A 25,643-nucleotide genomic window follows, 5' to 3' on the forward strand; every position below is an offset into this window, starting at 1 on the left:
GGCACAGCACACAGGTCGTGGTCGTAGGATAGGTCTTACCTGTTCCTTTGACTACACCGTAAATCGAGGTTTTACGGTTATGAGTCGCATTGATCTTTTGCCGGGCGCTGGCCCGGTGCTCACCCTGCGGCAAGCGCTTTATCGCGCAGGTCGTGACTATCGTGGTGGTATCACCAAGCTTGCCTTCGACATGGGGCTTGAGGTGGATACGCTCCAAAAGAAGCTTCACCACAATGAAGAACGCCGCTGGCCGACCCCTGATGAGTTGGAAGAGATCGTTCAGTGGACCGCCGATCCGCGGCTGCTCGACGCCTTGGTTCGTCCGGCGGGGGCTGTGTGGTATCGCCCTGAGCTGGTACCGGCCACTAACGAGGCGCTGCAGGCGGTAGCCAAGCTCCTCGAGGAGTCCGGCAAATTCGTTGGCAGCTTGCATGACGGTGCCGCTGACAACATCTGGACAGTGGCAGAAGTTCTGGACCTGGAGCAGCGGGGGGTGGATGTCATCAGGCAGGTACTGGCCGTCATGGCGGGTGCCCGTCGGGCCATGGAGGATGCCGCTCATGGCTGACGCTATCGATCTTGCCAATGATCAGGCCGAGTACTTCCTGCAAGTGTCGCTCCAGCGCTGTGCGCGCACTTCCGCCAAGCCCAGCTTGCAGTTCTGCGATGATTGCGGCGAGCCGATCCCATTGGCCCGCCAGCAGTCGGTTGCAGGCTGTGAAACCTGCGTCAGCTGCCAGGAGCTTCGGGAGCGCCGCAGATGAGCGAGCGCTCAACTCCGACCACAGCTGATTGGGCGCGTCGTTACATCGAAACCTTCGGTCTTGCCCTAGTGCCAATCGCGCCGGGCGAGAAGGCACCGAAGGGTGACGGTTGGAACAAGCCTGGTGGCTATTTCACCAATGCAGCCGATGCCGAGGCATTCTGGCAGGCGAACCCTAACCACAACATCGGTGCCGTTCTCGGTCCAGGTCGCGTGTGCTCGCTCGACGTGGATGATGTGGCGATGTCCCGTCTCGCGCTGCAGCAGACGCTCGGGCTGGATCTCGACGCGCTCGCGGAGGCCTACCCTACGACTGTAGGCAACCCGGCGCGTTTTCGCGTTCTGTTCCGGGTACCGGATGGCGTTGAGCTGACCCGGCATGCGTTGGTGTGGCCCAGCCCGAATGACCCTGATGGGTCGATCTATAAGGGGCTCATGGCGCAGGTCAAGGCTGCTATAGATTCCGGTGACGCGGCTTCTGAGGCAGCCTTTCGCCTTGCCGCAGTGCCGTTCAAGAAAGTAACGGTTTTCGAGTTACGCGGTGGCCTGGTGCAGGATGTCTTGCCGCCATCGATTCACCCACAAACCGGTAAGCCTTACATCTGGCGGAACCCGCCCAAGCCTGAAGGCTTGGCTGATCTGCCTGAGGTGTTGCTGGGCATCTGGCAGGGTTGGGATAAGTTCAAAGCCGCTGCTGAGGCTGTATGTCCATGGCGCCCAAAGCCAGCTGCGTCCGCTAGACAGGTCCAGCCGCTGCCACGGCCAGCTGTGTCGATATCTGGTAAGGCGCTGCCTGAGGTTATTCCGGAGTTCAACCGCTGCCATGACATTGCCACGCTTATCGAGGCGCATGGCTATAAGCGCATGGATGGTAAGTGGCTGTGCCCGCAGAGCAGTAGTGGCGAGCCCGGCGTGACCATCATCGATGGCAAGCTGTACTCGCATCACACCTCTGATCCGCTGGCAAACGGCCACAAGAACGATGCGTTCGATGTGTTCTGCATCCTAATGCATGACGGTGATCAGCGGGCTGCGATCAGGGCGGCAGCCAAGATCCTCGGTATCGATGCGAAGTCACGACCGCCAGCTCCACCGGCTTTGGGCGATCTTCCCCCGACCCCATCTGGTGGCGAGCAGGCCGGCCAAGCACAAGCGCTTGAAGAGGATGCGTATCAGCTTCCCCGCGCCCCATTGGATGACGACGAGCCCAGTTCGGCCTGCTCCTCAGACACCGGGGGTGCGGGGGGTGATGGACTTGTTCTGAAAAGCGCGATGCGCCGTTTCGCTTTGGTCGAAGGCACGACAAACGTATGGGACATGGACAAAGGGCAGTCGATGAAGCGCTCAGGCTTTGAAGCGTTAGTCGGTAAGTCCCTTGCGAAACAGTGGATGGAGAGGACCGATAAGAAGTTGGTCTCCTCGGAGCAGGTCAAGGAACTTGAGCAGGCGCGGCGGATGGCCAGCAAGAAGGGCGGGGCGCTCAACCTCGCGCCGCTCGATCGTTACGTATACATCGATGGCACCAAGGAGGCTTGGGATCGCGAGAAGAAGCGTCGGCTGCCCGAGGGTAGCGTCAAGATGGCTCTGGGTGATGCCTACCAGCTATGGCTGAACAGCCCTAACCGGCGAGTTGTCGATGTTGACCACATCGTGTTTGACCCCACGATGACCAAAGACCCTGCCATCTACATCAACACGTTCGAGGGGCTGCCGCTTGAGCCTGTTCGCGATGATGCGGCCTGCGAGAACCTCCGGTGGCTGATCTCGTTCCTGTGTAACGATGACGCCGAGGCGCTGGATTGGCTGGTCAAGTGGCTTGCTTACCCACTGCAGCACATGGGCGCCAAGATGGACACCGCAATCCTGTTCCACTCGACGATGGAAGGCTCGGGCAAGAGCCTGCTGTTTGCGGACATCATGGGGGAGCTGTATGGCCGGTATGGCGCCACAGTTGGGCAGACGCAGTTGGAAGGTAACTTCAACGCCTGGCAGAGCGGCAAGCTGTGGGCCGTATTCGAAGAGGTTGTGAGTCGCGACCAGCGCTACAACCAAGTGGGCAAGATCAAGCACATGATCACCGGTAAGACGGTGCGCATGGAGTCGAAGTTCATCAATGGTTGGGAGGAAGCTAACCACATGAACTCTGCGTTCCTCAGCAACGAGATCATGCCCTGGCCTATCAGTGAAGATGACCGGCGGATGTTGGTGATGTGGCCTCTAGAGACGCTGCCGCCAGAACGCCAGAAAGCAATCAGCAGAGAGCTTGCCAGTGGTGGGGTCGCGGCTTTGTACGGATGGCTGTTGGCCGTCGACCTGGGCGAGTTCAACCAGCGCACGCGGCCACCGAAGACCGAGGCCCGGCAACGGCTGGTCGAACTGAGCCGAACCGCTTGGCAGACCTTCTTCTACCTCTGGCGTGCCGGAGAGCTCGGGAACGGCCTATGGGGCTGCGCGCTGACCTCCGACGTTTACGCCATGTTCCTTGAGTGGTGTTCCCACAATAGGGAGAACTCTATGAGCCACACCAAGTTCTCGTTGATGTTGAGCGCGAAGGTGGAGAAGACGCGGGCTATTCCCTGGACGGATGGAAGCACGCGACGTTTCGCGGCGTTCTTCTTCCCTAGTGATGGTGATCCTTCCCTGCCCCCATCCTTGAATGCGGCCGAGCTGGGGAAGAACGTCGTTGAGTGGCGTGCCAGGGCGAAGCTGGCTGGGTGGAACGTTGATGGCTGGGAACACGTGAAAAGGGTGCTCGCGGCATGACTATATCTATGCGTGTGTTGGGTGTGTTGGGCTGGTGTTGGGTTGATTGTGGCAGGTCAACACAGTTTCAGGCCCCGGAATCCGTGGTGTTGCGGGCATCTGTGTTGGGTGTGTTGGGTTTGTGTACGCGCACGCGCATGCGCATTTTTTATAACTGCGACATCAGTGTAGGAATAAAGCCCCATGCGAACTCTGAAATACCCAACACACCCAACACACTCAACACAGATACTGGTAATCAATTGATTTCATTAGGTTTTAAGTGTGTTGGGTATGTGTTGGGTTGGCTAAATGTGTGTTGGGTGCTGATTTCGGGGGGATTGTGATGACTATGGATCAGAAAAAGAGCCTGCAGCGCCTGGGACTCCTGCTGCGCCAGTGGGATGAGCTGGCAGCGATGCTGGACCAGCCCGAGCGCCTGCGCCTAGTAAGTGACTTGATGCGGCATTGGGGCGAGCAGCGTGCGCAGCTTGGGTTGGAAGCCAGCCTTGGCAGTCAGATGGGCAGCATCATGGAATGGAAGGGCGCAGCACCACGCGGTGGAGAATCGGGTGCTCGCATCCTGGTCAGCGGTGCAGGACTCGACCATCCAGCAGCAGAAGTCGACGCGGCGGTCGCCGAGCTGGAGCGCCGCGACAAGCGCGGTGCGACTTTGGCCAAGCTTGCCCAACTCCGCTACCTCCACGGTGCCACGGTACGGGAACAGATGCGCGAGGTGGGGCTGGCTGAGGGTGCAGACCGGACCTACCGAAATTGGGTCAAGGCCATGCACCTACAGGTGCTGGCCATCTTGGGGGCGCGAGCGGGGCGGGTTCGCTTGCAGACCGTTCGTCGGGTCACTATGCGACTTGCGTGCAACATTGATGCGCCTTAGCAGCCATATTGCGGAGTACCGAAAACTGCCTCTTTTCGGTTTTTCCGGTCGGGGGTAAAACGTTGCCACGATATGCAAATTGCGCTTAGGCGCTCCCCAAAGCACTGTGCTGTGCAAGCCCGCTCCGAGTCGTCGGCGCATTGAGAACCCTGCCATCTGGCGGGGTTTTCTTTTTCCGGCGCCGTGCATTCGACCTATGAGGCTCTCATGACCAATGAGCAACAAGCGTTAATCGAAATGCCGCTGTGGCTGGTAATCGTTCTGTCCTTGGTGGGCGGCGTGTCTGGCGAGATGTGGAGGGCGGATAAGGCAGGCGCTCGTGGTTGGGGGTTGGCGCGGCGCATTGTGCTTCGGTCAGGTGCCTGCATCGTGTGCGGGTTGTCGACCAACATGCTGCTTTATTCCATGGGCGTTTCGGTCTGGGCGTCGGCGGCGTTCGGTTGCCTCACTGCAATGGCAGGTGCAGACGTTGCGATTGGCTTGTATGAGCGGTGGGCGGCAAAGCGCCTGGGTGTCTGTGATGTGCCCGACCAGCAATGAGTAAGCTCAATGACCGTCGTGGCAGCAGCGCATCCCGTGGTTATGGCCACCGCTGGCGGCAATCTCGGGATGCGTTCCTGGCACTTAACCCGTTCTGCTCGATGTGCTCTACCGGTCAACGCCCTGTTGCGGCATCGGTTGTTGACCACAAGATCCCGCCCCGTCTGAAAGACGCCAAGGAGTCGGGCGACCCTGAGCGGATCAAGGCTGCGTGGAAGTTGTTCTGGGATCAGGGCAACTGGCAGCCGCTGTGCAAGCTCTGCCATGACTCGGCCAAGCAACGGCTCGAACGAAGTGGCCGTGTGGCGGGTTGCACGGCAACAGGCATTCCGCTCGACCCGAATCACCACTGGCACCGGCGCTGATTGCTGCGAGCAGGCCGGTGGGCGCCACGGCCCAGCCGGGCAGGCTGGCAGGGGTAGGGGGGGTAAAAGACATTTTCCCCCTTTGTTCCGTGACCGCATGCCCCCCTCTGCGTGCAAAACCGGGAAAAATGAGGGAGGGGGGGTATCAGAATTGGAGGTTTCCCATGGCTGGAAACGGTAACTCCGGGCGGCCTAGTCTGCCCGCGTCGGTGCATCTGCTCAGCGGCAACCGCAGTAAGCGTTCGTCGGCTGATCTGTTGAACGAAATCAAAGATCCGGTAGTGCCGGCTGCTGTGCCGCCTATGCCTGATTTCCTTGACGGTGACGCAGCAGCCGAGTGGACCCGGATCACTGAGGCGCTGCTGGCACTGGGTTGGGTGTCGCGTCTCGACCAGATGGCGCTCGCCACATACTGCCAGGCTTATGGCGACTGGTTGCGCTTCCAACGCTTGATCGCTGAGCGCAACACCCAGTCGGCAGATGGCCTGGGCGGCGAAGTTCAGACCTTCAAGACCGGCGCGCAGCAGACCCACGTACTGCGGCAGTTGGCCAACGACGCCGAGAAGCGTGCCAACGCCGCCGGCGCTCAGTTCGGGTTGTCTCCTTTGGCGCGCCGGAATATGAGAGCCGCACCGGCGGCACAAGGAGATTTGTTCCCCAATGAAGGACGAGACGCTGCCGCAAAGTATTTCAACTGACTGCCGGGTAAAGCGCTTCGCTGACTGTGTGCTGGCTGGCTCGATCATCGCTGGCCCAGACGTTCGCAACGCTGCACGGCGTCATTTGCTGGATCTGGAAAAAGGACATGAGCGCGGGCTGATCTGGAATGCTGAAGCGGCGCTGCGCGCCATCGGCTTTTTTGAGGACGTGCTGTGTCTGAACGGCGGTGACTTCGAGGGCCTGCCATTCCGCCTTGCCCCTTGGCAGGCATTCATTATCGGTAGCCTGTTCGGCTGGTACACCGATGATGGCTATCGTCGGTTTCGCCAGGCGTATATCGAGACAGCCAAGGGCTCGGGCAAGTCGCCCCTGGTCGGTGGGATCGGGTTGTATGGGCTGGTCGCTGACGGTGAGCAACGGGCTGAGATCTACGCTGCCGCAACGAAAAAAGATCAGGCGCAGATCCTGTTCCGCGATGCGGTCAGCATGGTGAACATGGCGCCACACCTCTCGGCGCGCCTGGTGCAATCGGGTCGCGATGAGAAGGTCTGGAACCTGTTCTATCCCGGCACCCATAGTTTTTTCCGCCCGATCAGCTCCGACGAAGGCAAGTCCGGCCCTCGGCCTCACATCGCGCTGATCGATGAACTGCATGAGCACAAGACGGCCAGCGCGGTGAACATGATGCGGGCCGGTACCAAGTTCCGGCGCCGCGCGTTGATTGTGATGATCACCAACAGCGGCTCCGACAAGGGCTCGGTGTGCGGTCAGTATCACGACCTGGGCGTGCGAATCTGCGAGGGCAAAGAGGACAACGATGCGTTCTTTGCTTTCATCTGCTCGCTGGATAAGGGTGATGACCCGTTCAAGGACGAGTCGTGCTGGCCGAAGGTGAACCCCTCGCTGGACTTCATTCTTGAGGGCCAGACCGATGGCATCCCAGGCCGCAAATACCTGCGGGAGCAGGTGGCCGAAGCGAAGGGACTCCCAGCGAAAGAGGCCGTTGTCAGGCGCTTGAACTTCTGCGAATGGACCCAGGCGACATCGCCTTGGCTGTCTTGGGAGATCTGGCGCGGTGCTGCTGAGCGGGTGCCGATGCGCGTCCTGCGCAACCGGCCATGCGTTGGCGGGTTGGACCTTTCCAGTACAACGGACCTGACCGCATTCGTGCTGATGTTCAGCCCGATGCCACATGATCCGCACTGGCGCTCGCTGTCGTATTTCTGGATCCCCGACGACGATCTGTCTGGCCGGGAGAAGCGCGACCGCGTGCCGTATCTGCAATGGGTCAAGGAGCGCCATCTGGAGACCACACCGGGGAGGGCTATCAGCAAGCTGCATGTGCTGCGGCGCCTGCAAACTATCTGCGATTACTTCGACGTGCGGCGGATCGCTTACGACCGGTGGCGGATCGAGGACTTGCTGTCATTGATGAACGACAACGGCATCACGTTGCCCGAGCTCAAGCCTTTCGGCCAAGGCTTCAAGGATATGGGGCCGGCCGTCGATGAGTTCGAGCGGCGCCTGTTGGGCCGCAAAGCAGAGCCGTCGGCGGTGATTGAGCTGGAACCGGAGGACTATGAGGTTGTGTCTGAAGTCGACTCATCCACTGAGGTGGTCGAGACCCTCCTGCACGATGACAACCCGGTGATGACTTGGAACGCGGGCAACGCGGTGATCGTGTTCGATCCGGCCAACAACCGGAAGGTCGACAAATCCAAAGCCACAGGCCGCATCGACGGCATCGTTGCTGCCGTGATGGCGGTTGGCATCAGCAGTGATATTTCCGAAGCATCAGGCACGTCGGTTTATGACGAAGGGGTAGGTATATGAGGTTGCAAATTTTGTCTTGGCTGGCGGGCCTGCTGGGGTTTGCTCTGCTGGTTGGGGGCATCTGGATGCTGTACCAGCCAGCTGCATTTATCGTCGCCGGAGTCGGGCTGTTGGCCTGGGCAAGGCTGGCTGATCAGGCAGCGGCGCGCCAGGTGGCTGGGGGAGGGGGCTGAGCATGTTCTTTTCAGGCTTGCGCGCCTCGGGCGCGGGCACACTGACAAACCCGGAAAGCAGTTTCTGGCGTGGCTTGATCGGTCGAGGTCGCAGCTCTGCAGGTGTGACGGTAACCCCGGATACTGCGCTGGCCCTGCCGATCCTGCAGAACTGCTTGACCTTGCTGGCTGAGACGGTGGCCCAGTTACCGCTGGAGCTTTACCAGCGTAAGGAAAAAGGGCAACGGGAATCGGCTATCAACCATCCTCTGTACGACGTGCTGCGCTATCAGCCGAACCCTTTCCAGACTCCGTGCGAGTATCTGGAGCGGCATCAGGGGGCGGCCAGCCTGCGGGGCAACGCCTACAGCTTCATCGACCGGCGTGAGGACGGCAACGTCACCGCGCTGTGGTCGCTCAAGAACGATCAGGTGCAGGTGCTCAAGGGCGCTGACCTGTTGCCGTATTACCGGATCGGCAGTGGCGAGGCGCTGCCGATGCGTATGGTTCACCACGTCCGTTGGTTCGGAACCAATCCCTACATCGGCATGTCGCCCATCGAGTTGCACGCTGACGCGATTGGCTTGGCCCAGGCTGTTCGCCAATACACGGGCAAGAGTTTCGCCAACGGCGTGGCGGTGTCCGGCGTGATCGAGCGGCCCCGCGAGGCTCCCGCGATCAAGGATCAGGGAATCATCGACAAGATCGTTGACCAGTGGGGCCAGAAGTTCGGTGGCATGGACAATGCCAAGAAGGTCGCCCTGCTGCAGGAAGGGATGACCTTCAAGCCAGTGTCGATGACCAACGTCGACGCCGAGATCGTCGGCATCATGAAGCTGACCGGGCTGGACATTGCGCGGATCTACAAGATCCCGCTGCCCATGGTTAACGACCTGGATAAGTCCAATTACAACACCCTTGAGCAACTGATGATTCAGTTCGTGGTGTTCGCCCTGTTGCCGTGGGTGAAGCGTCATGAGCAGGCAATGATGCGCGATTTCCTACTGCCGAAGGATCGGCGGGATTACTTCATCGAGTTCAACTTGTCCGGCCTGCTGCGCGGCGACCAGAAAAGCCGCTATGAGGCCTACGCCATTGGTCGGCAGTGGGGCTGGTTGAGTGTCAACGACATTCGGCGCCTGGAGAACATGCCGCCGGTGCAAGGCGGCGAGATCTACCTGCAGCCCCTAAACATGGTCGACGCTGGTAAACAGCCCGACCTGAGCAACCCCACCGTGCGTGCCCAGTTGGAAATGCAGCACGCCGAGATCGGGAGGATTCTTGCCCAATGAGTAAATCTTACCTGCGGGCGTCCAGCCTGCTGTTCAATCAACCCCTGTTGGTTACGCCCGATATGCTCGACCTGGGTGTGCGCTGGGCCAACCAGACCATGAGCCTGAACATCGTCAATCTTGGCACCGGCGCAGCGCAGCTGTGGAAGGATGACGATCCCATCGACCGTGTGGCATTCGCAGACGAACAACGGCGTAATGCCATTGCCCAGAGTGGCATTGAGGTTATTCCGGTCAGCGGTGTGTTGGTCAGCCGTGGAAGTCACCTCAATGCCTGCGAGACGATGACCAGCTATGAAACGCTGCGCTCCCAACTGCAGCGTGCTGTGGGTGACCCGATGGTCGAGCATATCGTGCTGGATATCGACAGCCCCGGTGGCTCGGCCGTAGGCGCCTTCGAACTGGCCGACGATATCCGGGCGATGACCGCGCAAAAGCCTATCACCGGCCTGGTCAACTTCATGGCCTACAGCGGCGGCTACCTGATCGGATCGGCCTGCAGTGAGCTGGTGGTCAGTCGCACCAGTGGAGTCGGTTCCATTGGTGTTATTGCCAGCCACATGGATCGCTCGAAGATGGAAGAGGGGATGGGCGTCAAGGTGACCACAGTGTTTGCTGGGGCGCACAAGAACGACCTGTCTCCGCATGAGCCTATTACACAGCAGTCACTGGCCTTTCTCGACGAGCTGGTGCAGGAGAGCTACCAGATGTTTGTGAATGCTGTCGCTGAGTATCGCGGCCTGCCGGTCGCCAAGGTGATCGCTACCGAGGCCGCGCTGTATCGCGGTCAGAACGCAATCAATGCAGGGTTGGCTGACCGCATGCAGAACCCTCAGCACACCGTTGATGAATTGTCGCGTGCTGTTGCGCAGAACCGCGCAACCCGCCAATCAAGCCGCATCAGCGTGCGTGCAGCAGCGTTGGCGATGCAATCGCTCGCCTGACCGAATCAACCGTATCAACTGAATCCAGACCCGCTTAATGCGGGTTTTTTTATGCCCAGGAGGCAGCATGTCCCTTGTACTTCAAATGCGTAACGAACGCGCCGGTCTGGTTGCCCAGGTGCAAGCGCTGGCCCAGATCGAGGCAGGTGGTGGAAGCTTGAGCGCCGAGCAGTTGCAGCAGTTCACCAGCCTGGAATCGCAGATCAACGATCTGACCGCCAAGATCAGTCGTGCAGAGTCGGCTGAGCGGCTGGCGGCTGCGAGCGCGGTGCCGGTCAACGAGTCGGCCCAAGGCGCTACTAGCCCACCTCAAAGCAGCATTTCCGGCCCGTTCGGCGAAAAGGCCAAGCCCGGTACCGGCATGGCGCAGATGGCGCGCTTGTTGGCCGCTGCGCAGGGCAATCAGCAGACTGCTGCTCAGATGGCCAAAGACGGCGGATTCCCTGCTGATGTTCACATGGCGCTGAGCGCCGTTACCCCAGGCGCTGGTGGTGTTCTGGTGCCGCAGAACTTCGCGATCGACGTGATTGAGTCGCTTCGGCCTGTGTCCATTGTCCGCAAGATGGGTGTGACCAGCTTGCCGCTGAACAACGGCAACCTGACTCAGCCACGCATCACCGGCAACACTGTGGTGACGTACATCGGTAGCGATACCGATATCCCGATCACCGGCATGACGTTCGCTGACACCAAGCTGTCGGCGAAGAAAGCAGCGGCCATCGTGCCGATCTCCAACGATCTGCTGGCCATGAGCGGGGTTAACCCTCGCGTCGATGGGCTGGTGCTGAACGATCTGACTGTCAGCATGGGGCTGTCGGAGGATCTGCACTTCATCCGTGCTGACGGTTCCGGTTCGTTGCCCAAGGGTATGCGTCATTGGGCGCTGCCGTTCAACATCCTGCCTGCGCCCGTGGTGGATGGCTTGACCCTGGAGAAGATCGATCTGTTCCTGGGCGGGATGATGCTGCGCCTGGAAACGGCGAACGTGATGATGAAGTCGTGCGGCTGGTTGATGGCGCCGCGTGTGTTGCGTTGGTTGCAGTCGTTGCGAGACGGCAACGGCAACAAGGCCTACCCGGAGATCGATGCTGGCATGCTCAAGGGCTACCCAGTCGGCCTGAGCAACCAGATCCCAGTGAACCTGGGTGCTGACGGCAACGAAACCGAGATCTACTTCGTCAACTTCGCTGACTGCATGATCGGTGAAGACATGGACCTGACCCTCAGCTTCAGCAACGAGGCTTCCTACAAGGACGCCCAAGGCGAACTGGTCAGCGCCTTCCAGCGTGACCAGACCTTGCTTCGTGTGATCGCGAAGCACGACTTCGGCCCGCGCCATGTCGAGAGCATCGTGGTCGCGGTCGCTGTGAAATGGGGCGCTGGCATGTAATCCCTGGCCCCGGATGAGCCGGGGCCGCTCAACTGGATGGAGTGTTTATGGCAAAGGCAATTGTTATGTTCACCGGCGCCTGGCGTGGCTACGGCAAGGGCGAGGTAGCGGGTTTCGAGGAAGATGTAGCGCAGTCGCTGATCGATGGCGGCCGTGCTGAGTTTTACGAAGGCAAGAAAGCTGGCAAGTCCGGTAGCGGTAAGGGCAAGCCGGCCCCGGCTGCGAAAGTGCCAGCGCAGTCCGGCCCATCGACGGAGCCGCCACCGAATGAAGATCCGGACACAGTCGATCCGGAAGACGACGAAGACAAGCCCTGATCATGGCGCGCCGCATTGCCTACACGGGGGCGCCCGTGCTGACGTTGGAGCAGGTCGCGTATCAGTGTCGGGCTGAACCGGAAGACCTTCAGCCCGAGCTGATCAACCAGATCATCATCCCTGGGGTGACGAGCCAAGGCGAATCGAAGACGGGAGCGGCAATCCGTGAAGCGATCTACGAGGAGGACTGGCCGGCGGCGTATCCGTCGGGGCATTCGCTGGATGTTGGCCAGGTGGTTGCCGTCGAGTCCGTGGTAGTGCTGGGGGACGCCGGGCAGGTAAGTCCGTTTACCGGCGAGGTGGAACTTAGCCAAGGAGGGAGGGAGAGCTACCTGCACTTTCCAAGAGGCCGACCCGATGGCCGGCTGCGAATCCGTTACCGGGCTGGTGTTGACTTGGAGGCCTACCCCGGTGTGTTGAGCTGGTTGCTGATGGCGGCGGAAACGGTATTCACCCACCGGGGGCTTTTGGTCGTCGGGCAATCCCTGGCTGAAGTCCCGTCGAGCTTCGTTGACCACCTGTTGGCGGATATCACCGTACCGCCGAGGTTCTAGCCATGGCGATCAGAGAGCCTTCCTCGGGCGAGCTTCGCGCTCGCATGGCTGTTCGAGTTCGTGTCGACAAGCCAGCAGGCGCCGGCCTGGCGCCTGAGTTCACCCACGTTTGCAACCGCTGGGTAAAGGTTGAGCCGCTGGGAACGGCGACCTATGCCAATGCTCAGCAAACCGGCAACAAGATCACTCACCGCCTTTACTGCCGTCACATTCCGGGTTTGGACTCGGCGCATGAGCTCGTTTGGCATGATCGGGTGTTCCGCGTCCGCCGGCCAACCGATCTGGCTGGGCGCATGGTGTGGTCGGTGATTGAAGTTGAGGAGCTGGGGCCAGATGGTCCGCCGGCCAACGAAGGGGGAAGCGATGAGCAATTCGGTTTCCGTTGACGGCTACCTGCATATCGAAGGCTTTGAAAAGTTCGACTTTGAAGCCTTCAACAAGCGCAAGGTTCGGGCAGGCATGCGCAAGGTTGGTGCCTTGGTCACTGGCCGGGCGCAGATGAACCTGGCGCTTGGCGGTGGGCAGGCGGGCTACCCAGAAAGTCGAACCGGCGCGACGGTCGATTCGATCAGCTACAAGGTGTCGCGCTCTGGCTTTCTGGTGCGAATTGCACCGACCAAGACCGACAGCATGGGGGAGGATTTCTACCCCGCATACCTGCACTACGGGGTACGGCTTGGGTCCAGGCCTCGGGCGCTAGCTCCGGGCAAGGGGCGCGGTAAGAGTAATCGCCGTGCCAGTGGCCAGCGGCAGGCGTTGGTGGCTGCCCGGAAGGGAAATGGCTGGCGCATCACGCCACGAGACAACTACATGACCGACGCCTTGGCGGATACCAAGGCGGACGTCCAGCGCAGCTTGCGGCAGACCTTTGCCGATGCGTTTTTGAACTGACGCCCAAGCGCCGCCCAAGCCCCGTAATGGGGCTTTTTTGTGCCCGAGAGGAAAGCATGCGAATCACCCCAGTGATCGAGCAACTGAAACAGCGCTGCCCGTCTTTTGAAAACCGGGTGGCGGGTGGTCTGGATTGGGACCCGGTAAAGGGCAGTGCGCTGATGAAGCTGCCTGCAGCGTATGTGATCCCCACCGGTGACGGGGCCGATGAGCCGGAGCAGCAGAACGTCATTGTTCAGCAAGTCAGGGACGCCATTGATGTGTGCGTCGTACTGAAGAACTACGACGAGCGCGGGCAGCAGGTTGCCGACCAGTTGCATTTGGTTCGGGCCAGCCTCTGGCGCGCTTTGGTTGGGTTTGAGCCTGATAAGGATTACGGGCAGCTGCTGTATGACGGCGGGTCTTTGCTGCTGATCGACCGTGATCGGGTGGTTTACCGGTTCCGGTTCTTCGCTGACTTCCAGCTGGGCAACTTAACCATTGGGTCTGGTACCAGCCCGGAAACGTGGCAGGAATGCACGCTGCTGGGCCTTCCTCCGCTGGAGGGGGTCGACACGTCGTTCGACTTTATCGACCCCGTGGTCGACCGGAATGTCGCCCCCGAGGGGCCTGACGGGCGTATCGAAATCAAAACCCGAGAGGACTTATCTCAATGACTCAGATTTACCTGAAGCCGGTAGCGGGGCGTGACAACCCGATGCCGGAGAAGGGCGGCGAACTGCTGCCCGAAGAGGGCGCCTATGTGCCCCGTAATGCGTACTGGGTGCGCCGCCTGAATGCGGGTGACGTGGTAGAAGCCAAGCCCAAGAAAGAGGCCAAGGTATGAGCGTCGGTTTCAGCAACATTCCGTCTGATATTCGTGTCCCGCTGTTCTGCGCCGAGGTTGATAACTCGATGGCGAACAGCGGCGCCGGTGCCGGACTTCGCCGCCTGATCATTGGCCAGGTCAACGACAACGCCGATGCCGCCGAAATCGGTAGCCTGGTGCTGGTGTCGCGCACCTCTGAAGCCATTGCCATCGGCGGCGCCGGCTCGATGCTGGCCGCAATGCACCAAAAGCACCGCGCTATCGACATTGCCGGTGAGGTCTGGTGCCTGCCGTTGAAGGTTGACACCGGCGCTGCTGCGACCTGCAGCGTTACCGTAACGGGCAACGTGACAGCGGCGGGCTTGATCAACCTGTACGTGGCTGGCCAGCGTGTGCGCTCTGCCGTGGTTGCCTCGGCGTCGGCTGAGGCCGTGGCCACCGGTTTGGCGGCCAGCATCAACGCCGCCACTGACCTGCCTGTTACCGCTATGGCTGCAGGCGCTGTCGTGACGCTGACGGCAAAGTTCAAGGGTGACCTCGGCAACGACATTCAAGTCGAGCTGAATCGCCTGGGACGCGTCAATGGCGAGGTGACACCGGCAGGCCTGGTGCTGGCAGTCACTGCCATGACTGGCGGTGCTGGTTCGCCTGACATGACCATGGCGCTGGCAGCACTGGGCGATGAAGAGTTTGAGTTCATCACCCAGCCCTGGACCGACAGCGCTACGCTCGATGACTGGAAAGAAGTCATGGATGACAGCGCCGGTCGCTGGTCGTGGGCCAAGCAGCTCTATGGCCATGTGTACAGCGCCAAGCGCGGCACGCTCGGCCAGTTGGTGGCTGCAGGGCGCTTGCGCAATGACCCGCACATGACGATTCACGGCTTTGAGCCCGGCGTGCCCCAGCCCGTCTGGGAGGTCGCGGCGCAGTGGGGGGCACGCACGGCGGTTTTCATCAGCGCGGACCCGGCTCGGCCCACGCAGACCGGTGTGCTGGGGGCTATTGCTCCCGCTGCTGCGAGCGACCGTTTCATGTTGTCCGAGGCGGATTCCCTGCTGAAAAGCGGCATCGCTACGGCATCGAGCAGTGGCGGCGAGTACCGCATTCAGCGCGCCGTGACGACCTACCAGCGTAACGCCTTCGGCCAGCCGGATGATTCCTATCTGGACAGCGAAACGCTGCATCAGTCGGCGCACGTTATCCGCTACCTGCGCAGCCGGATTACCAGCAAGTACGGGCGCTGCAAGCTGGCCAACGATGGCACCAACTTCGGCGCTGGCCAGGCAATCGTCACGCCGCTGGTGATCCGTGGCGAACTGATCGCGGCGTATCGTGAGCTGGAGCGCGCCGGGATCGTTGAGAACACCGAGCTGTTCAAGGCGCAGCTGATTGTCGAGCGCGACGCGAGCAACCCGAACCGCCTGAACGTGTTGTTCCCGCCGGATCTGGTCAATCAGTTGCGCGTGTTTGCGCTGCTCTATCAGTTCCGCCTGCAGTACGAAGACGCGGCGTAACCCTTCCACATCCACCCCGGCCCGCCTTGTGCGGGCTTTTTTATGGGAGATCCCTTTATGGGTCAGAAAGTCGCGGGCACCTGTTACATCAAGGTCGACGGCGAGCAGTTGACGATTACCGGCGGTGTTGAGGTGCCGTTGTCCAAGTTCAAGCGCGAGACGATTACCACGGGGGTGTTCAAGGAAGAAGACCTGACGCCCTATGTGGCGGTCGATGCGGTTAAAACCCCGGGTTTCCCTCAGGCGAAGCTGGAAAACGGCACCAACATGACGGTCACCGCTGAGTTCAAGGACGGCAGTTGTTACGTGCTGTCCGGTGCGTATGTGGTGGACGAAATGAAAATGTCTGCCGATGACGCAAAGGTTGCGATCAAGTTCGATGGTATTTCTGGAGACTGGCAATAATGAGCACTACTACCCATAAGTTGGCCGTACCGATTCAGGCTCACGGTGATCAACTGACCGAACTGACTCTGCGTCGCCCAACCCCTCAGGAAATTCGCAACATCAAAGTGTTTCCCTACGTCTTGGGCGAAGACAATCGACCAGTTGCCGAAACTGAAGCTGCATCGAAGTACATTGCTGTGTGTGCCGGCATTCCCCCCAGCTCGGTTAACCAACTGGACATTTTCGACCTGAACACATTGGTGTGGATGGTCATTGGTTTTTTCCTGTCACCGGCGACGAAAGCCCCCGATTCCGAAGCCCCGAGCACCTGACCGAGTTGGTCTATGACCTCGCCTGGTTCTGGAAAGTGAACCCGAACGAGGTCATGAACTGGTCGTTAGACCAGTTGTTTGAGAGTGAAGAAAACGCGTGGCGAATCCAGGCGATGTTAGGGGGCGGCAATGGCGGATAAGTTCCAGCTAAAGGCGCTCATCACTGGCGTCGACAAGTTGTCGCCGGTGTTGAGTGGGGTGCGCAAGAACGCAGCCGTTCTGCGCAAGCAGTTGAATAGCTCAGGCCTCGGCAAAATCACCTTCATGGATGCGATTCAAGGGGGTGCCATTGCGACCCCTTTTGTCATGGGGGTTCAGGCTGCCATTGGCTTTGAAAGTGCGATGGCCGACGTCAAGAAGGTCGTAAACTTTGAGACGCCGGCCCAGTTCAAGGAGATGAGTGAGGACGTGCTGAGCATGTCCGAGCGGTTGCCGATGGCTGCCGAGGGCATCGCGCAGATTGTCGCAGCGGGTGGTCAGTCGGGCATCGCCCGGGAAGACCTGAAGCAGTTCGCTGAAGATGCGGTGAAAATGGGTGTTGCCTTCGACACCACGGCGGAAGAGTCCGGCTCGATGATGGCCAAGTGGCGAACGGCCTTCCATATGAACCAGCAGGAAGTGGTCGCGCTGGCCGACAAAATCAACTACCTGGGTAACACCGGTGCGGCCAGTACCGGGCAAATCTCGGCGATCCTGACGGCCATTGGCCCGCTGGGTGAGGTGGCCGGGGTCAATGCCGGGCAGATTGCGGCGATGGGCTCGGCACTGGCCGGGGTGGGTATCGCCCAGGACGTGGCGGCTACAGGCATCAAAAACTTCATGCTGACCCTGACCGCTGGCACGGCGGCCACCAAGTCGCAGCAAGAGGCCTACAAGGCGCTTCGCCTGGACGCCAACGAAATCGCCAAGGGTATGCAAACCGACTCCGAGGGCACGATCAACAAGGTGCTCAAGACCCTGTCCAAGGTCGAGAAAAGCAAGCAGGCGGCGGTGTTAACCAACCTGTTTGGCAAGGAGTCGGTAGGGGCTATTGCGCCGTTGCTGACCAACCTGGACACCCTGCAGAAGAACTTCAAGTCGGTTGGTGATTCAACGCTATACGCCGGTTCTATGCAGGCCGAGTATGAATCGCGGTCGGCGACCACGCAGAACGCCATGCAGTTGCTGCGCAACCGTGTGACCCGGCTGGGCATTACGGTCGGTTCTGTACTACTGCCGCCGTTTAACGACTTCATGGCGACGGTCGGGCCGATCATCACCGGCGTGACCCAGTTGGCCGGCGCGCACCCGTGGCTGATCAAGGGCATCATCGGGGCGGCGGTCGGCTTCACCGTGTTGCGCTTGGCCACGGCGGGGGCTACTTCCGCGCTCATGCTGATGGATGGTGTGGCAAAAATGAGCGTTATCGGCCTGGTCGTGCGTGGTGTGGCGATCGCGGCGGGTGTGCTGATTGCGAACTGGTCGAGCGTCGCGCCTTACTTCGCTTGGGTATGGGAGAGGATCAAAGACCCGGCTATGACGGTCTGGTCGTGGATGAAAGAGGCCTTCAACTGGAGCCCGCTCGGCCTGGCCATTGCCAACTGGGGGCCGCTGACGGAGTTCTTTAGCGCGCTGTGGGATCTGGTCAAGGCGCTGTCGGTACCGTTCGCGGAGTTCATGGGGACGCTGTTCGATTGGTCGCCGCTGGGTTTGATCATCAAGCACTGGGAGCCCATCAGCGGTTTCTTCAGGGGGCTTTGGGACGAGTTGCGGCCCATCGTTGAACCGATGATGAAGTTCCTTGGCATCGAGACGGACGGCGCCGGGGTGATTGGTGCCGCGACGGATAAGGTCAAGCAGTGGACTGCCGAACAGGAAGCGCGCAACGCGCAGGCCGGCATGGCGCCGGGGCAACTGGTCAAGCCGATTGCTCAAGCCCCTGAGTTGATGCCAGAGGCCACGAAGGTGGCCAGCTTGATGCGCAACCCCGCTAATCAGCCGTTGCCCGGCATGGCGCCATTGGCATTGGTTAGTGTGGTACCGGGTACTCAGGTTGCTCAGGCTTCGGGTACTGGTCGACCAAGCCTAAGCGCGGGTGGCTCGGCCTTGCCTGCAGGAAGCCTGCCGCAAAGCCGTGGCTCGTTGGTTCAGGCTGCTGCTGCGACAGCCGCGGCGCGCACCGAACTGGAGGGGTCCATGGTGGTGCGCTTTGAAAATGCACCGCCGGGCATGCGTGTTGATCCTGCGAGGACCAATCAACCGGGACTGTCGGTAAGCCCGTCAGTCGGTTATCGCTCATTGGGTAGGGAGGCAGGATGACGACGTGGCGCGATCAACTGCACCCGGCTTCGTTTCGCGGCGTGGCGTTTCTGGTCGACAGTGACGCTACGCCAGTCGGGCGGCGGGTGCAGGTCCACGAATACCCCCAGCGGGACAAGCCGCTGGTGGAGGATATGGGCAGCAAGACCCGCGAAATCAAACTGACGGCCTTTATCGGCGGTGACGATTGCCTGGACCGGCGGGACGATCTGCTCAATGCCCTGGATAAGCCCGGGGCGGGCGAGCTGGTACACCCGTGGTTCGGGCGCTTGCTGGTCACCGCCGGGGATGGCTGCCAAGTTTCGCATGAGCGCCGTGAGGGCGGCATCGTGCGGTTTGAGCTGGTGTTTATCGAAGGTGGGGAAAAGGGCTACCCGGTCGGGGTGCCCAAGGCATCGCGGCAGGTAGAGGCATCCAGCGAGAGCTTTCTGGAGTCCGCGTTGGCCCGCTACAAAGCCGCGATGGCGGTGGTCAACCGGGCACGCATGGCGGTAACGGCGCTGCAGAACAGTATCGCCGGGATTCAGATGGCGATTCAGCGGGAGTTTAGCCAGGTGCTTGGCCTTGTCAGTTCGGCTGAGGCGCTGGCTGACATGCTGATCAATGCCCCGGGTAATTTCTCGGCCATGATCCGGGCGCAGTTTTCCAGCGTGGGCGGCAGCACTCGGTCGTCGGGTTACAGCTGGTCGCCGTCGTCCAGCAGCTCTGCCACGGTGGCGGCTGACCCAGAGTTTGCCAATACCGTGGCGCGCCTGGCGAGCACCGAAGAGGTCTTTTCGGGGTTCGTGGACTCGGGTCGTGGTATCACGTCACAGCTTGAACTGGCCCGGCAGTTGATGGCCGAACAGCAGTTCGATGACCTGATGACCAACCCACCGGGCGGGCTGGCGACAGCCGCTGCCGTCAAGGCGGCACGGGAGTTGATGCGTGATGCCTTGATCGTCAAGGCCGTACGGGCAGCCGCGCTGATGCCGGTGGTGTCAGCGCCTGCCGAGCTGCCCGGTGTTCCAGCCTTGGCGCAGCAGGTGGCGTCACCCCTGGAGCGGCCAGAAGTCCCGGCAGCAGATGACGTGATTAGCCTGCGTGATGGGCTTAGCGCGGCGCTGTGGGAGGCCGGGCTGTCGGCATCGCATGAACACTTTGAGGTGATCGAGGCGGTGCGCAAGCACGTTAAGGGGCACCTCTCCGAGGTGGCCCGTTCGGGCGTTCGCCTGGTTGAGATTGAGCCGAAGGAAAGCCTGCCCGCATTGGTGCTGGCCTATCAGTGCTTTGGCGACGCATCCCGCGCCGCTGAAATCGTTACGCGTAACAAAGTGCCGCACCCGGGGTTCTTGCCTGTCGGGGTGCTGCACATCGCCCAGGAGTAACCCATGGACCCGTTTAACGCTGTCACGCTGCGCGTGAACGGCCTGGATTATCGCGGCTGGAAGAAAGCCAGCATCAGTGCCGGCATCGAGCGACAGACCCGAGATTTTTCGCTGGATGTGACGTGGCGCTGGCCGGATCAGGCTGAGGAAATTCCGGTAAGGCAGGGCGACTTCTGCGAGGTGTTGATAGGTGATGACCTGGTGCTGACGGGCTGGGTCTTCGCTACCCCGGTGAACTACGACAGCAAGACGGTGAACCGGGCAATCAGCGGGCGTTCGCTGACGGCCGACCTGGTCGACTGCTCGGCGATCAATCAGCCCGGGCAGTGGCGCGGCCAGAGTGTGCAGCAGATCGTTCAGAGCCTGGCCGAGCCCTACGGGGTCAAGGTGCTGAGTCAGGTGGCCGAGACTACCAAATTGGCTGAGCACAGCATTGAGCCCGGTGAGACGGTATTTGAGTCGATAGACCGGCTGCTAACGCTGTCGCGGCTGCTGTCCACCGATGACTCCCGGGGGCGCTTGGTGATCATCAACCCGGGCAGCGCGGGGCGGGCGGTTGACCGGCTGGAACTAGGCCAGAACATCCTGACCGGCTCGGCGTCGCTCGACTTTTCCGGGGTGTTCTCCGACTACAAGGTCGTTGGCCAGCGTTCGGGCACGGATGATGAACACGGCGCCAAGGCCTCCGAGGTACAGGCTGAAGTCACGGACCCGCGCGCGGCGCGTAAGCGGGTGCTGATGATTCACGAAAGCGGCCAGATGACCCCCGGCCTTGCAGAGGCGCGGGCGAATTGGGAGCGCGGCAGCCGCATGGGTAAGGCGCTGACCCTGCAGTACAAGGTGCAGGGCTGGCGGCAGTCTAACGGGGTGCTGTGGCGTCACAACATGATTGTGCGGGTGGTCGACCCTTGGGTCGGTATCGACCGCGACATGCTCATCAGTGAAATCCAGTACAGCCTGGATGAGAGCGGCACCGTGGCAAACATCACGGTGGCCCCGCCGGACAGCTTCGACCCTGAGCCGAAAGACCCGTACAACAGCCGCAAGCTCAAGAAAGGCGGCAAGGCGGACAACTTTGAATACTTGATCCCAGCAGATTGGAAGCCCGAGCAATGAGCGGACTAAAACAGATTTTGGCCCGGGGCGTGGTCACGCTGGTCAAGGCCACGAGCAAGTTGCAAAGCCTGCAGATGCGCCTATTGGCCGGTGAAGTGAAAGACGGCATGGAGCACTTCGAGCCCTATGGCTTCACCTCAAACGCGCACCCGGGCGCTGAGGGGATCGCGCTCTTTGTGGGGGGCGACCGTTCGCACGGCGTGGTGGTGTGTGTCGCGGATCGACAGTTTCGCCTGCGGGGGCTGAAAAGTGGCGAGGTGGCGTTGTACACCGACGAGGGCGACCGCCTGCACTTCAAGCGCGGACGGGTGATCGAGGTCGAGACGCTGACGCTCAAGGTCAAGGCCGACGATGCCGTCGAGTTTGACACGCCGGTGATTCGCACCACGGGCCGCATCGAGTCAGTGGGCGATCAGGTGGCTGGTGGTGTGAGCCAGATGCAGCACGTTCATGAAGGCTCGGACAAAAAGCCAGTGGCAGGAGGGTGATATGCCGCTGATTGAAAGCGACGACACCGACCGGGCTTGGCGTCGGGCAACAGAGATCAGTCTTTTTACCTGGCGCCGTGCAAGCCCTGATGACCCACTCGATGACGCCCAGCGCTTTGGCTGGTGGGGCGACAGTTTCCCCACGCAGGCCAACGACCGCATTGGCTCACGCCTGTGGCTGTTGCGCCGGCGGACGCTGACGGCGGACACCGAGCGGGATGCTCAAGCCTTCGCCCGCGAGGCCTTGGCCTGGATGCTGGAAGACGGGCGCGTTACGGCCGTGGGCGTAACGACGACACGCGGTGTTGACCGGCTGGCAATGCGGGTGGTGTTGACCTTGCGCGATGGCCGAACCATCGACGTTCCATTTGAGAATTTATGGGTGGTGATCAATGCCGTTTGAAACCCCAAGTTTGCCCGCGCTGATCAGCCGGGCGCAGTCTGACCTGGGCGGCTCGGCCCTGCTGCGATCCGACGCCGAGGTGCTGGCTCGGGTGCAGGCGGCGGCTTCCTTCGGGCGCTACGGGCATCAGGAATACATCGCCGCGCAGATCCTGCCGGACACAGCGGATGAAGACACCTTGCGGCGAATGGCCCGGGTGCGGCTCAAGCGTGACCGCTTGGAGGCGGTGGTTTCCAGTGGTGCCGCGACCTTTACCGGTGCTGCCTTGGCGCTGCTCGATGCAGGCGTGCTGCTGCAGCGTGATGACGGTGTGCGCTTTCGGGTGACGGCCAGCGTTGTCTTGGTCGGTCAGAGCGGCACCGTCAAGCTGGAAGCCTTGGAGGCCGGCCAGTTGGGTAATACCCCAGCCGGTACGGTTCTGCGCTTGATCTCCCCGGTGCTGGGAATCAATGACACGGTGACCGTTGATGCGCCTGGCCTGCAGGGCGGTACCGAACAAGAGAGCATTGAGGCGCTGCGCGCCCGGGTGATTCGCTCGTATCAGGTGATCCCTCACGGCGGTAACCAAGATGACTATGTGACCTGGGCGTTGGAAGTCCCGGGCGTCACCCGTGCCTGGCTTGTGCGGCACTGGATGGGGCCGGGCACGGTTGGTTTGTTCTTCGTCCGTGACGGCGATCTAGACCCCATCCCCAGCGCAGCAGCCTGCGAAGAGGTGCGGGCATACATCGAGAAACAGCGCCCGGTCACCGCTGAGCTTTACGTACTGCCGCCGCTGGAAAAGCCGGTTCAGTACGAACTGAAGATTATCCCCGACAGCGGCGCAGTTCGCCGGGCAGTGGAGGCTGCCCTGGTCGATCTGCACAACCGCGAGTCGGACCTTGGCGCCGGTCTGCTTTGGACGCACATCGGCGAGGCCCTCAGCGGCGCGCTTGGTGAGCGTGATCATCAGTTGATCAGTCCGGCTGCCGACGTGGTAGCGGCGCGCAACGAGATGCTGACCTATGGGGGTGTGCTGTGGCGATAAGGACCGCCTCCGACTACTACGCGCAGTTACGGGCGCTGCTGCCGCCCGGTCCCGCGTGGGACAAAGAACTGAACCCCGAAGTGGACCAGTTGCTGCAGGCCGCTGCCCAAGAGCTGGCCCGGGAGGATCTGCGCGCCGCCGACCTGCTGGAGGAAAGCTTTCCCGAAACCGTTCGTGAGTTGGTCCCCGACTGGGAGCGGGTCATGCGGTTGCCCGATCCCTGCCTGGGGGATTCGCCCAAGTTTGAGGATCGTCAGTTGGCGGTGCGCCGCCGTCTGGTCGAGGTCGGTGGCCAGTCACCGGCGTACTTCGTTGAGCTGGCCATCAGTCATGGCTACCCCGAGGCCCGCGTAATTGAGCACCGAGCCCCACGTTTCGGGCGCTCACGCTTCGGCGCGGCGTACTTCGGTACGTGGGTCGCGCAATTCATGTGGACGCTTGAAACCGGGCCTCGGCGCCGCCTTGGTCGCCGGTTTGGCGTGAGCTACTTCGGCGAGCAATTCGGCGGCAACCCAAGCGGCGCCCTGGAGTGTGTGCTGCGCCGTAGTGCGCCGGCGCATGCGGTTGAATTTATTAAGTATGGTGAGGACTGAATGGATTACCCAAAGAGCGTACCCAATGTCGGCCTGGTGGATGGTCAGTTTGCCGACGAGAATCCCGCAACTGGTCAGGTGGGTTCCCTGATCCCATCTGCCTGGGGTAACGCGGTTACCCAGGAGCTGCTGAACGTGATCAAGGCGGCAGGCTTTGCGCCTGCCGAAGGTCAGACCAACCAGTTGCTCAAGGCCATTCAGGGGCTGGTGTCTCAGGGCATTAAAAACTCTGTCCGGGTTGCGACCACGGGTGCCATTGCCCTGAGTGGCGTCCAGACAATCGACGCCATTGTGCTGGTCGCTGGTGACCGGGTGCTGGTGAAGAATCAGGCCAGCGGTGCACAGAATGGCATTTATGTCGTGGCTGCTGGAGCATGGGTGCGTGCGCTCGATGCTGACGAAAGCGTCGAGGTGAAGCCGGGCATGCTGGTCGGTGTGGATGCCGGGACGGTCAACGGTGGCTCTGTCTGGCGCCTGTCCAATGCTACGCCGCCAACGCTGGGTACCACTGCACTGACCTTTGAACAGGTCTTCGGCAAGACTGGCGTAGTTGCAGGTAGTTATAAAAGTGTCACGGTGGGTGCCGATGGCCGGGTTACGGGAGGCACTAACCCCACTACCTTGGCCGGATTTGGCATCACCGACGCTTTTACCAAGGCTGAAAGTAATGCGGCCATGCAGGCGGCTATTGATTCCTTGGTGGGCTCTGCTCCAGAAGCATTGAATGCAATCAATGAGCTGGCAGCCGCTTTGGGCAATGACCCTAACTTTGCGACCACGATGCTCAATCTGCTTGCGGGTAAAGCTAACAAGGCGACGACCCTGGCAGGTTATGGCATTACGGATGGTCTCAGGTCGGACTTTGCCACGCAGGTTGAGGCCGAGTCTGGTGTCAATGAAACCAAGCCAATGAATGCACTGAGGGTCTTCCAGGCCATTGCCAAGAAGCTGACGCAAGCCAGCGAGTTGGCGTTAGGCGTGGCTAAGGTAGCAACTCAGTTGCTAGTCGATGCAGGCGCCGACGATAGTAGCTTTGTCACACCTAAAAAGCTTCGCTGGGGCTTCTCCATCAGCCTGGCCTCGAATGGCTACATTGTCTTTCCCAGCTGGCTCGGTGGCCTAATCATTCAGTGGGGAGGCAACTCGGTACCCGCGAGTAGCACAATGGCTATTTCCTGGCCGCTTGCTTTCCCCACTGCCTCGCTGATCGCGGTCGCGTCGCACGCACAAACGTCCGGCGGCAACCTCAGCATCTATGGGCGGTCCCTGATCGGCGCAACTGTCCATAACGAAGCTACGGACTCCGCGAAGGCTTTCAATTTCATAACTATCGGTAACTGAGGTCACCATGGGCATGCTCTACAGCCGCGCCACCCAAGCCACTTACATCGAAGGACTACACGCCGAGATTCCGGCGGACGCCGTCCCCATTGATCGGGCACGGTATCTTGCCGTGATCGGAAACCCCGAACCAGGAAAGGTACGAAGTCATGATGATGCGGGCCTGCCTATCCTGATTGACCCGCCTGCCCAGACGCTTGAGCAGCAAGCCGAGCAAGAGCGGCAGTGGCGTGACAGTGTGTTGGTGTCCTTGGTTTGGCTGCGTGACCGGCATCGAGATCAGTTGGAGATCGGTGCAGCCACCACTTTGTCGGCGGAGCAGTTCGCCGAGTTGCTGGTGTACATGCAGGCGCTACGCGACTGGCCACAGTCGGAGCAGTTCCCTGTGACTGAGTACCGACCCGTGGCGCCGCCCTGGATCGCCGAACAACACCAATAGAGCCCCGCACTGTCGGGGCTTTTTCTTTCCTACCGTTTACTCAGGGATGCAACCGATGGCTATTACCGAGCAGCAACTGCTGCAGATTCTTCCCAACGCCGGCCAGAAAGCCGGCGTTTTTGTTGTGCGCCAGGCATGGCGCGTTGCGCGTTAGCGCAACCCGTTTGGCTGTGGTGGCTGAATGGGTGACTT

Annotated in this window: 29 protein-coding genes and 3 pseudogenes; all 32 read left to right on the forward strand. The window is 60.9% G+C overall.

The window, feature by feature from the left end; translation table 11 throughout:
- Positions 1-79: 79 nt before the first annotated feature.
- Positions 80-568, forward strand: coding sequence for a phage regulatory CII family protein (locus CYD26_RS21535; protein WP_102053605.1), 489 nt, complete (start codon positions 80-82; stop codon positions 566-568).
- On the forward strand, positions 561-764 hold the full coding sequence (locus CYD26_RS21540) for a TraR/DksA C4-type zinc finger protein (protein ID WP_102053606.1): 204 nt from the start codon (positions 561-563) through the stop codon (positions 762-764). The genes CYD26_RS21535 and CYD26_RS21540 overlap by 8 nt, the downstream gene beginning before the upstream one ends.
- Positions 761-3,526, forward strand: a complete 2,766-nt coding sequence (locus CYD26_RS21545) for a bifunctional DNA primase/polymerase (protein WP_102053607.1) — start codon at positions 761-763, stop codon at positions 3,524-3,526. The genes CYD26_RS21540 and CYD26_RS21545 overlap by 4 nt, the downstream gene beginning before the upstream one ends.
- Before the next feature lie 331 nt (positions 3,527-3,857).
- Positions 3,858-4,400: a hypothetical protein gene (locus CYD26_RS21550; protein WP_102053608.1), complete on the forward strand. Its 543-nt coding sequence runs from the start codon at positions 3,858-3,860 to the stop codon at positions 4,398-4,400.
- 207 nt (positions 4,401-4,607) lie between these two features.
- Positions 4,608-4,940: a phage holin family protein gene (locus CYD26_RS21555; RefSeq protein WP_099773764.1), complete on the forward strand. Its 333-nt coding sequence runs from the start codon at positions 4,608-4,610 to the stop codon at positions 4,938-4,940.
- Positions 4,937-5,305: an HNH endonuclease signature motif containing protein gene (locus CYD26_RS21560; RefSeq protein ID WP_102053609.1), complete on the forward strand. Its 369-nt coding sequence runs from the start codon at positions 4,937-4,939 to the stop codon at positions 5,303-5,305. Before CYD26_RS21555 ends, CYD26_RS21560 begins: the two co-directional genes overlap by 4 nt.
- A 164-nt stretch (positions 5,306-5,469) precedes the next feature.
- A complete protein-coding gene (locus CYD26_RS21565; protein ID WP_102053610.1) occupies positions 5,470-6,003 on the forward strand; it encodes a phage terminase small subunit P27 family in 534 nt (177 codons plus the stop codon).
- On the forward strand, positions 5,966-7,798 hold the full coding sequence (locus CYD26_RS21570) for a terminase large subunit (RefSeq protein ID WP_102053611.1): 1,833 nt from the start codon (positions 5,966-5,968) through the stop codon (positions 7,796-7,798). Before CYD26_RS21565 ends, CYD26_RS21570 begins: the two co-directional genes overlap by 38 nt.
- Complete coding sequence (locus CYD26_RS25270; RefSeq protein ID WP_177442391.1) at positions 7,795-7,971, forward strand: hypothetical protein; 177 nt, start codon at positions 7,795-7,797, stop codon at positions 7,969-7,971. The genes CYD26_RS21570 and CYD26_RS25270 overlap by 4 nt, the downstream gene beginning before the upstream one ends.
- A gap of 2 nt (positions 7,972-7,973) precedes the next feature.
- A complete protein-coding gene (locus CYD26_RS21575) occupies positions 7,974-9,242 on the forward strand; it encodes a phage portal protein (protein WP_099773768.1) in 1,269 nt (422 codons plus the stop codon).
- Positions 9,239-10,186 carry a S49 family peptidase gene (locus CYD26_RS21580; protein ID WP_218195294.1) on the forward strand — a complete coding sequence of 316 codons (948 nt, stop codon included), beginning with the start codon at positions 9,239-9,241 and terminating at the stop codon, positions 10,184-10,186. Before CYD26_RS21575 ends, CYD26_RS21580 begins: the two co-directional genes overlap by 4 nt.
- A gap of 67 nt (positions 10,187-10,253) precedes the next feature.
- On the forward strand, positions 10,254-11,576 hold the full coding sequence (locus CYD26_RS21585; protein ID WP_102053612.1) for a phage major capsid protein: 1,323 nt from the start codon (positions 10,254-10,256) through the stop codon (positions 11,574-11,576).
- A gap of 47 nt (positions 11,577-11,623) precedes the next feature.
- On the forward strand, positions 11,624-11,893 hold the full coding sequence (locus CYD26_RS21590) for a hypothetical protein (RefSeq protein ID WP_102053613.1): 270 nt from the start codon (positions 11,624-11,626) through the stop codon (positions 11,891-11,893).
- Between the two features lie 35 nt (positions 11,894-11,928).
- On the forward strand, positions 11,929-12,447 hold the full coding sequence (locus CYD26_RS21595) for a hypothetical protein (protein WP_178081727.1): 519 nt from the start codon (positions 11,929-11,931) through the stop codon (positions 12,445-12,447).
- A gap of 2 nt (positions 12,448-12,449) precedes the next feature.
- The gene (locus tag CYD26_RS21600) at positions 12,450-12,833 is read left to right on the forward strand and encodes a head-tail adaptor protein (protein ID WP_099774412.1); all 384 of its coding nucleotides are present in this window, start codon (positions 12,450-12,452) and stop codon (positions 12,831-12,833) included.
- A complete protein-coding gene (locus CYD26_RS21605) occupies positions 12,811-13,338 on the forward strand; it encodes a hypothetical protein (RefSeq protein WP_102053615.1) in 528 nt (175 codons plus the stop codon). The genes CYD26_RS21600 and CYD26_RS21605 overlap by 23 nt, the downstream gene beginning before the upstream one ends.
- Positions 13,339-13,409: 71 nt before the next feature.
- Positions 13,410-13,994, forward strand: a complete 585-nt coding sequence (locus tag CYD26_RS21610) for a hypothetical protein (RefSeq protein WP_256588059.1) — start codon at positions 13,410-13,412, stop codon at positions 13,992-13,994.
- Positions 13,991-14,164 carry a DUF2635 domain-containing protein gene (locus CYD26_RS21615; protein ID WP_083199776.1) on the forward strand — a complete coding sequence of 58 codons (174 nt, stop codon included), beginning with the start codon at positions 13,991-13,993 and terminating at the stop codon, positions 14,162-14,164. The genes CYD26_RS21610 and CYD26_RS21615 overlap by 4 nt, the downstream gene beginning before the upstream one ends.
- Complete coding sequence (locus CYD26_RS21620; RefSeq protein ID WP_102053617.1) at positions 14,161-15,660, forward strand: phage tail sheath subtilisin-like domain-containing protein; 1,500 nt, start codon at positions 14,161-14,163, stop codon at positions 15,658-15,660. Before CYD26_RS21615 ends, CYD26_RS21620 begins: the two co-directional genes overlap by 4 nt.
- A gap of 57 nt (positions 15,661-15,717) precedes the next feature.
- The gene (locus CYD26_RS21625) at positions 15,718-16,065 is read left to right on the forward strand and encodes a phage tail tube protein (RefSeq protein WP_102053618.1); all 348 of its coding nucleotides are present in this window, start codon (positions 15,718-15,720) and stop codon (positions 16,063-16,065) included.
- The gene (locus CYD26_RS21630; RefSeq protein WP_102053619.1) at positions 16,065-16,379 is read left to right on the forward strand and encodes a phage tail assembly protein; all 315 of its coding nucleotides are present in this window, start codon (positions 16,065-16,067) and stop codon (positions 16,377-16,379) included. Before CYD26_RS21625 ends, CYD26_RS21630 begins: the two co-directional genes overlap by 1 nt.
- A 129-nt stretch (positions 16,380-16,508) precedes the next feature.
- The gene (locus tag CYD26_RS21635; RefSeq protein ID WP_102053620.1) at positions 16,509-18,677 is read left to right on the forward strand and encodes a phage tail tape measure protein; all 2,169 of its coding nucleotides are present in this window, start codon (positions 16,509-16,511) and stop codon (positions 18,675-18,677) included.
- Positions 18,674-20,044, forward strand: coding sequence for a DNA circularization protein (locus tag CYD26_RS21640; protein ID WP_102053621.1), 1,371 nt, complete (start codon positions 18,674-18,676; stop codon positions 20,042-20,044). The genes CYD26_RS21635 and CYD26_RS21640 overlap by 4 nt, the downstream gene beginning before the upstream one ends.
- Positions 20,045-20,047: 3 nt before the next feature.
- On the forward strand, positions 20,048-21,160 hold the full coding sequence (locus CYD26_RS21645) for a phage baseplate assembly protein (RefSeq protein WP_102053622.1): 1,113 nt from the start codon (positions 20,048-20,050) through the stop codon (positions 21,158-21,160).
- Positions 21,157-21,648 (forward strand): phage baseplate assembly protein V, encoded by a 492-nt coding sequence (locus CYD26_RS21650; protein ID WP_102053623.1) that lies wholly within the window; start codon positions 21,157-21,159, stop codon positions 21,646-21,648. The genes CYD26_RS21645 and CYD26_RS21650 overlap by 4 nt, the downstream gene beginning before the upstream one ends.
- Positions 21,649-21,655: 7 nt before the next feature.
- Positions 21,656-22,051: a phage GP46 family protein gene (locus CYD26_RS21655; protein WP_371917258.1), complete on the forward strand. Its 396-nt coding sequence runs from the start codon at positions 21,656-21,658 to the stop codon at positions 22,049-22,051.
- Entirely contained in the window at positions 22,041-23,078 is a 1,038-nt protein-coding gene (locus CYD26_RS21660; protein WP_102053625.1) for a baseplate J/gp47 family protein, read from the forward strand. The genes CYD26_RS21655 and CYD26_RS21660 overlap by 11 nt, the downstream gene beginning before the upstream one ends.
- Positions 23,069-23,671: a YmfQ family protein gene (locus CYD26_RS21665; RefSeq protein WP_065759234.1), complete on the forward strand. Its 603-nt coding sequence runs from the start codon at positions 23,069-23,071 to the stop codon at positions 23,669-23,671. The genes CYD26_RS21660 and CYD26_RS21665 overlap by 10 nt, the downstream gene beginning before the upstream one ends.
- Positions 23,672-24,340 (forward strand): annotated as a pseudogene (locus CYD26_RS26040) (phage tail protein); the annotation flags it as partial.
- 123 nt (positions 24,341-24,463) lie between these two features.
- A pseudogene (locus CYD26_RS26045) lies at positions 24,464-24,532 on the forward strand (hypothetical protein); the annotation flags it as partial.
- A gap of 487 nt (positions 24,533-25,019) precedes the next feature.
- A complete protein-coding gene (locus tag CYD26_RS21675; RefSeq protein ID WP_102053627.1) occupies positions 25,020-25,451 on the forward strand; it encodes a phage tail assembly chaperone in 432 nt (143 codons plus the stop codon).
- A gap of 55 nt (positions 25,452-25,506) precedes the next feature.
- Positions 25,507-25,575, forward strand: a pseudogene (locus CYD26_RS25600) (glycoside hydrolase family 19 protein); the annotation flags it as partial.
- Positions 25,576-25,643 lie beyond the last annotated feature (68 nt).

The organism is Pseudomonas sp. FFUP_PS_473 (assembly GCF_002858665.1).
GTDB lineage: Bacteria > Pseudomonadota > Gammaproteobacteria > Pseudomonadales > Pseudomonadaceae > Aquipseudomonas > Aquipseudomonas defluvii.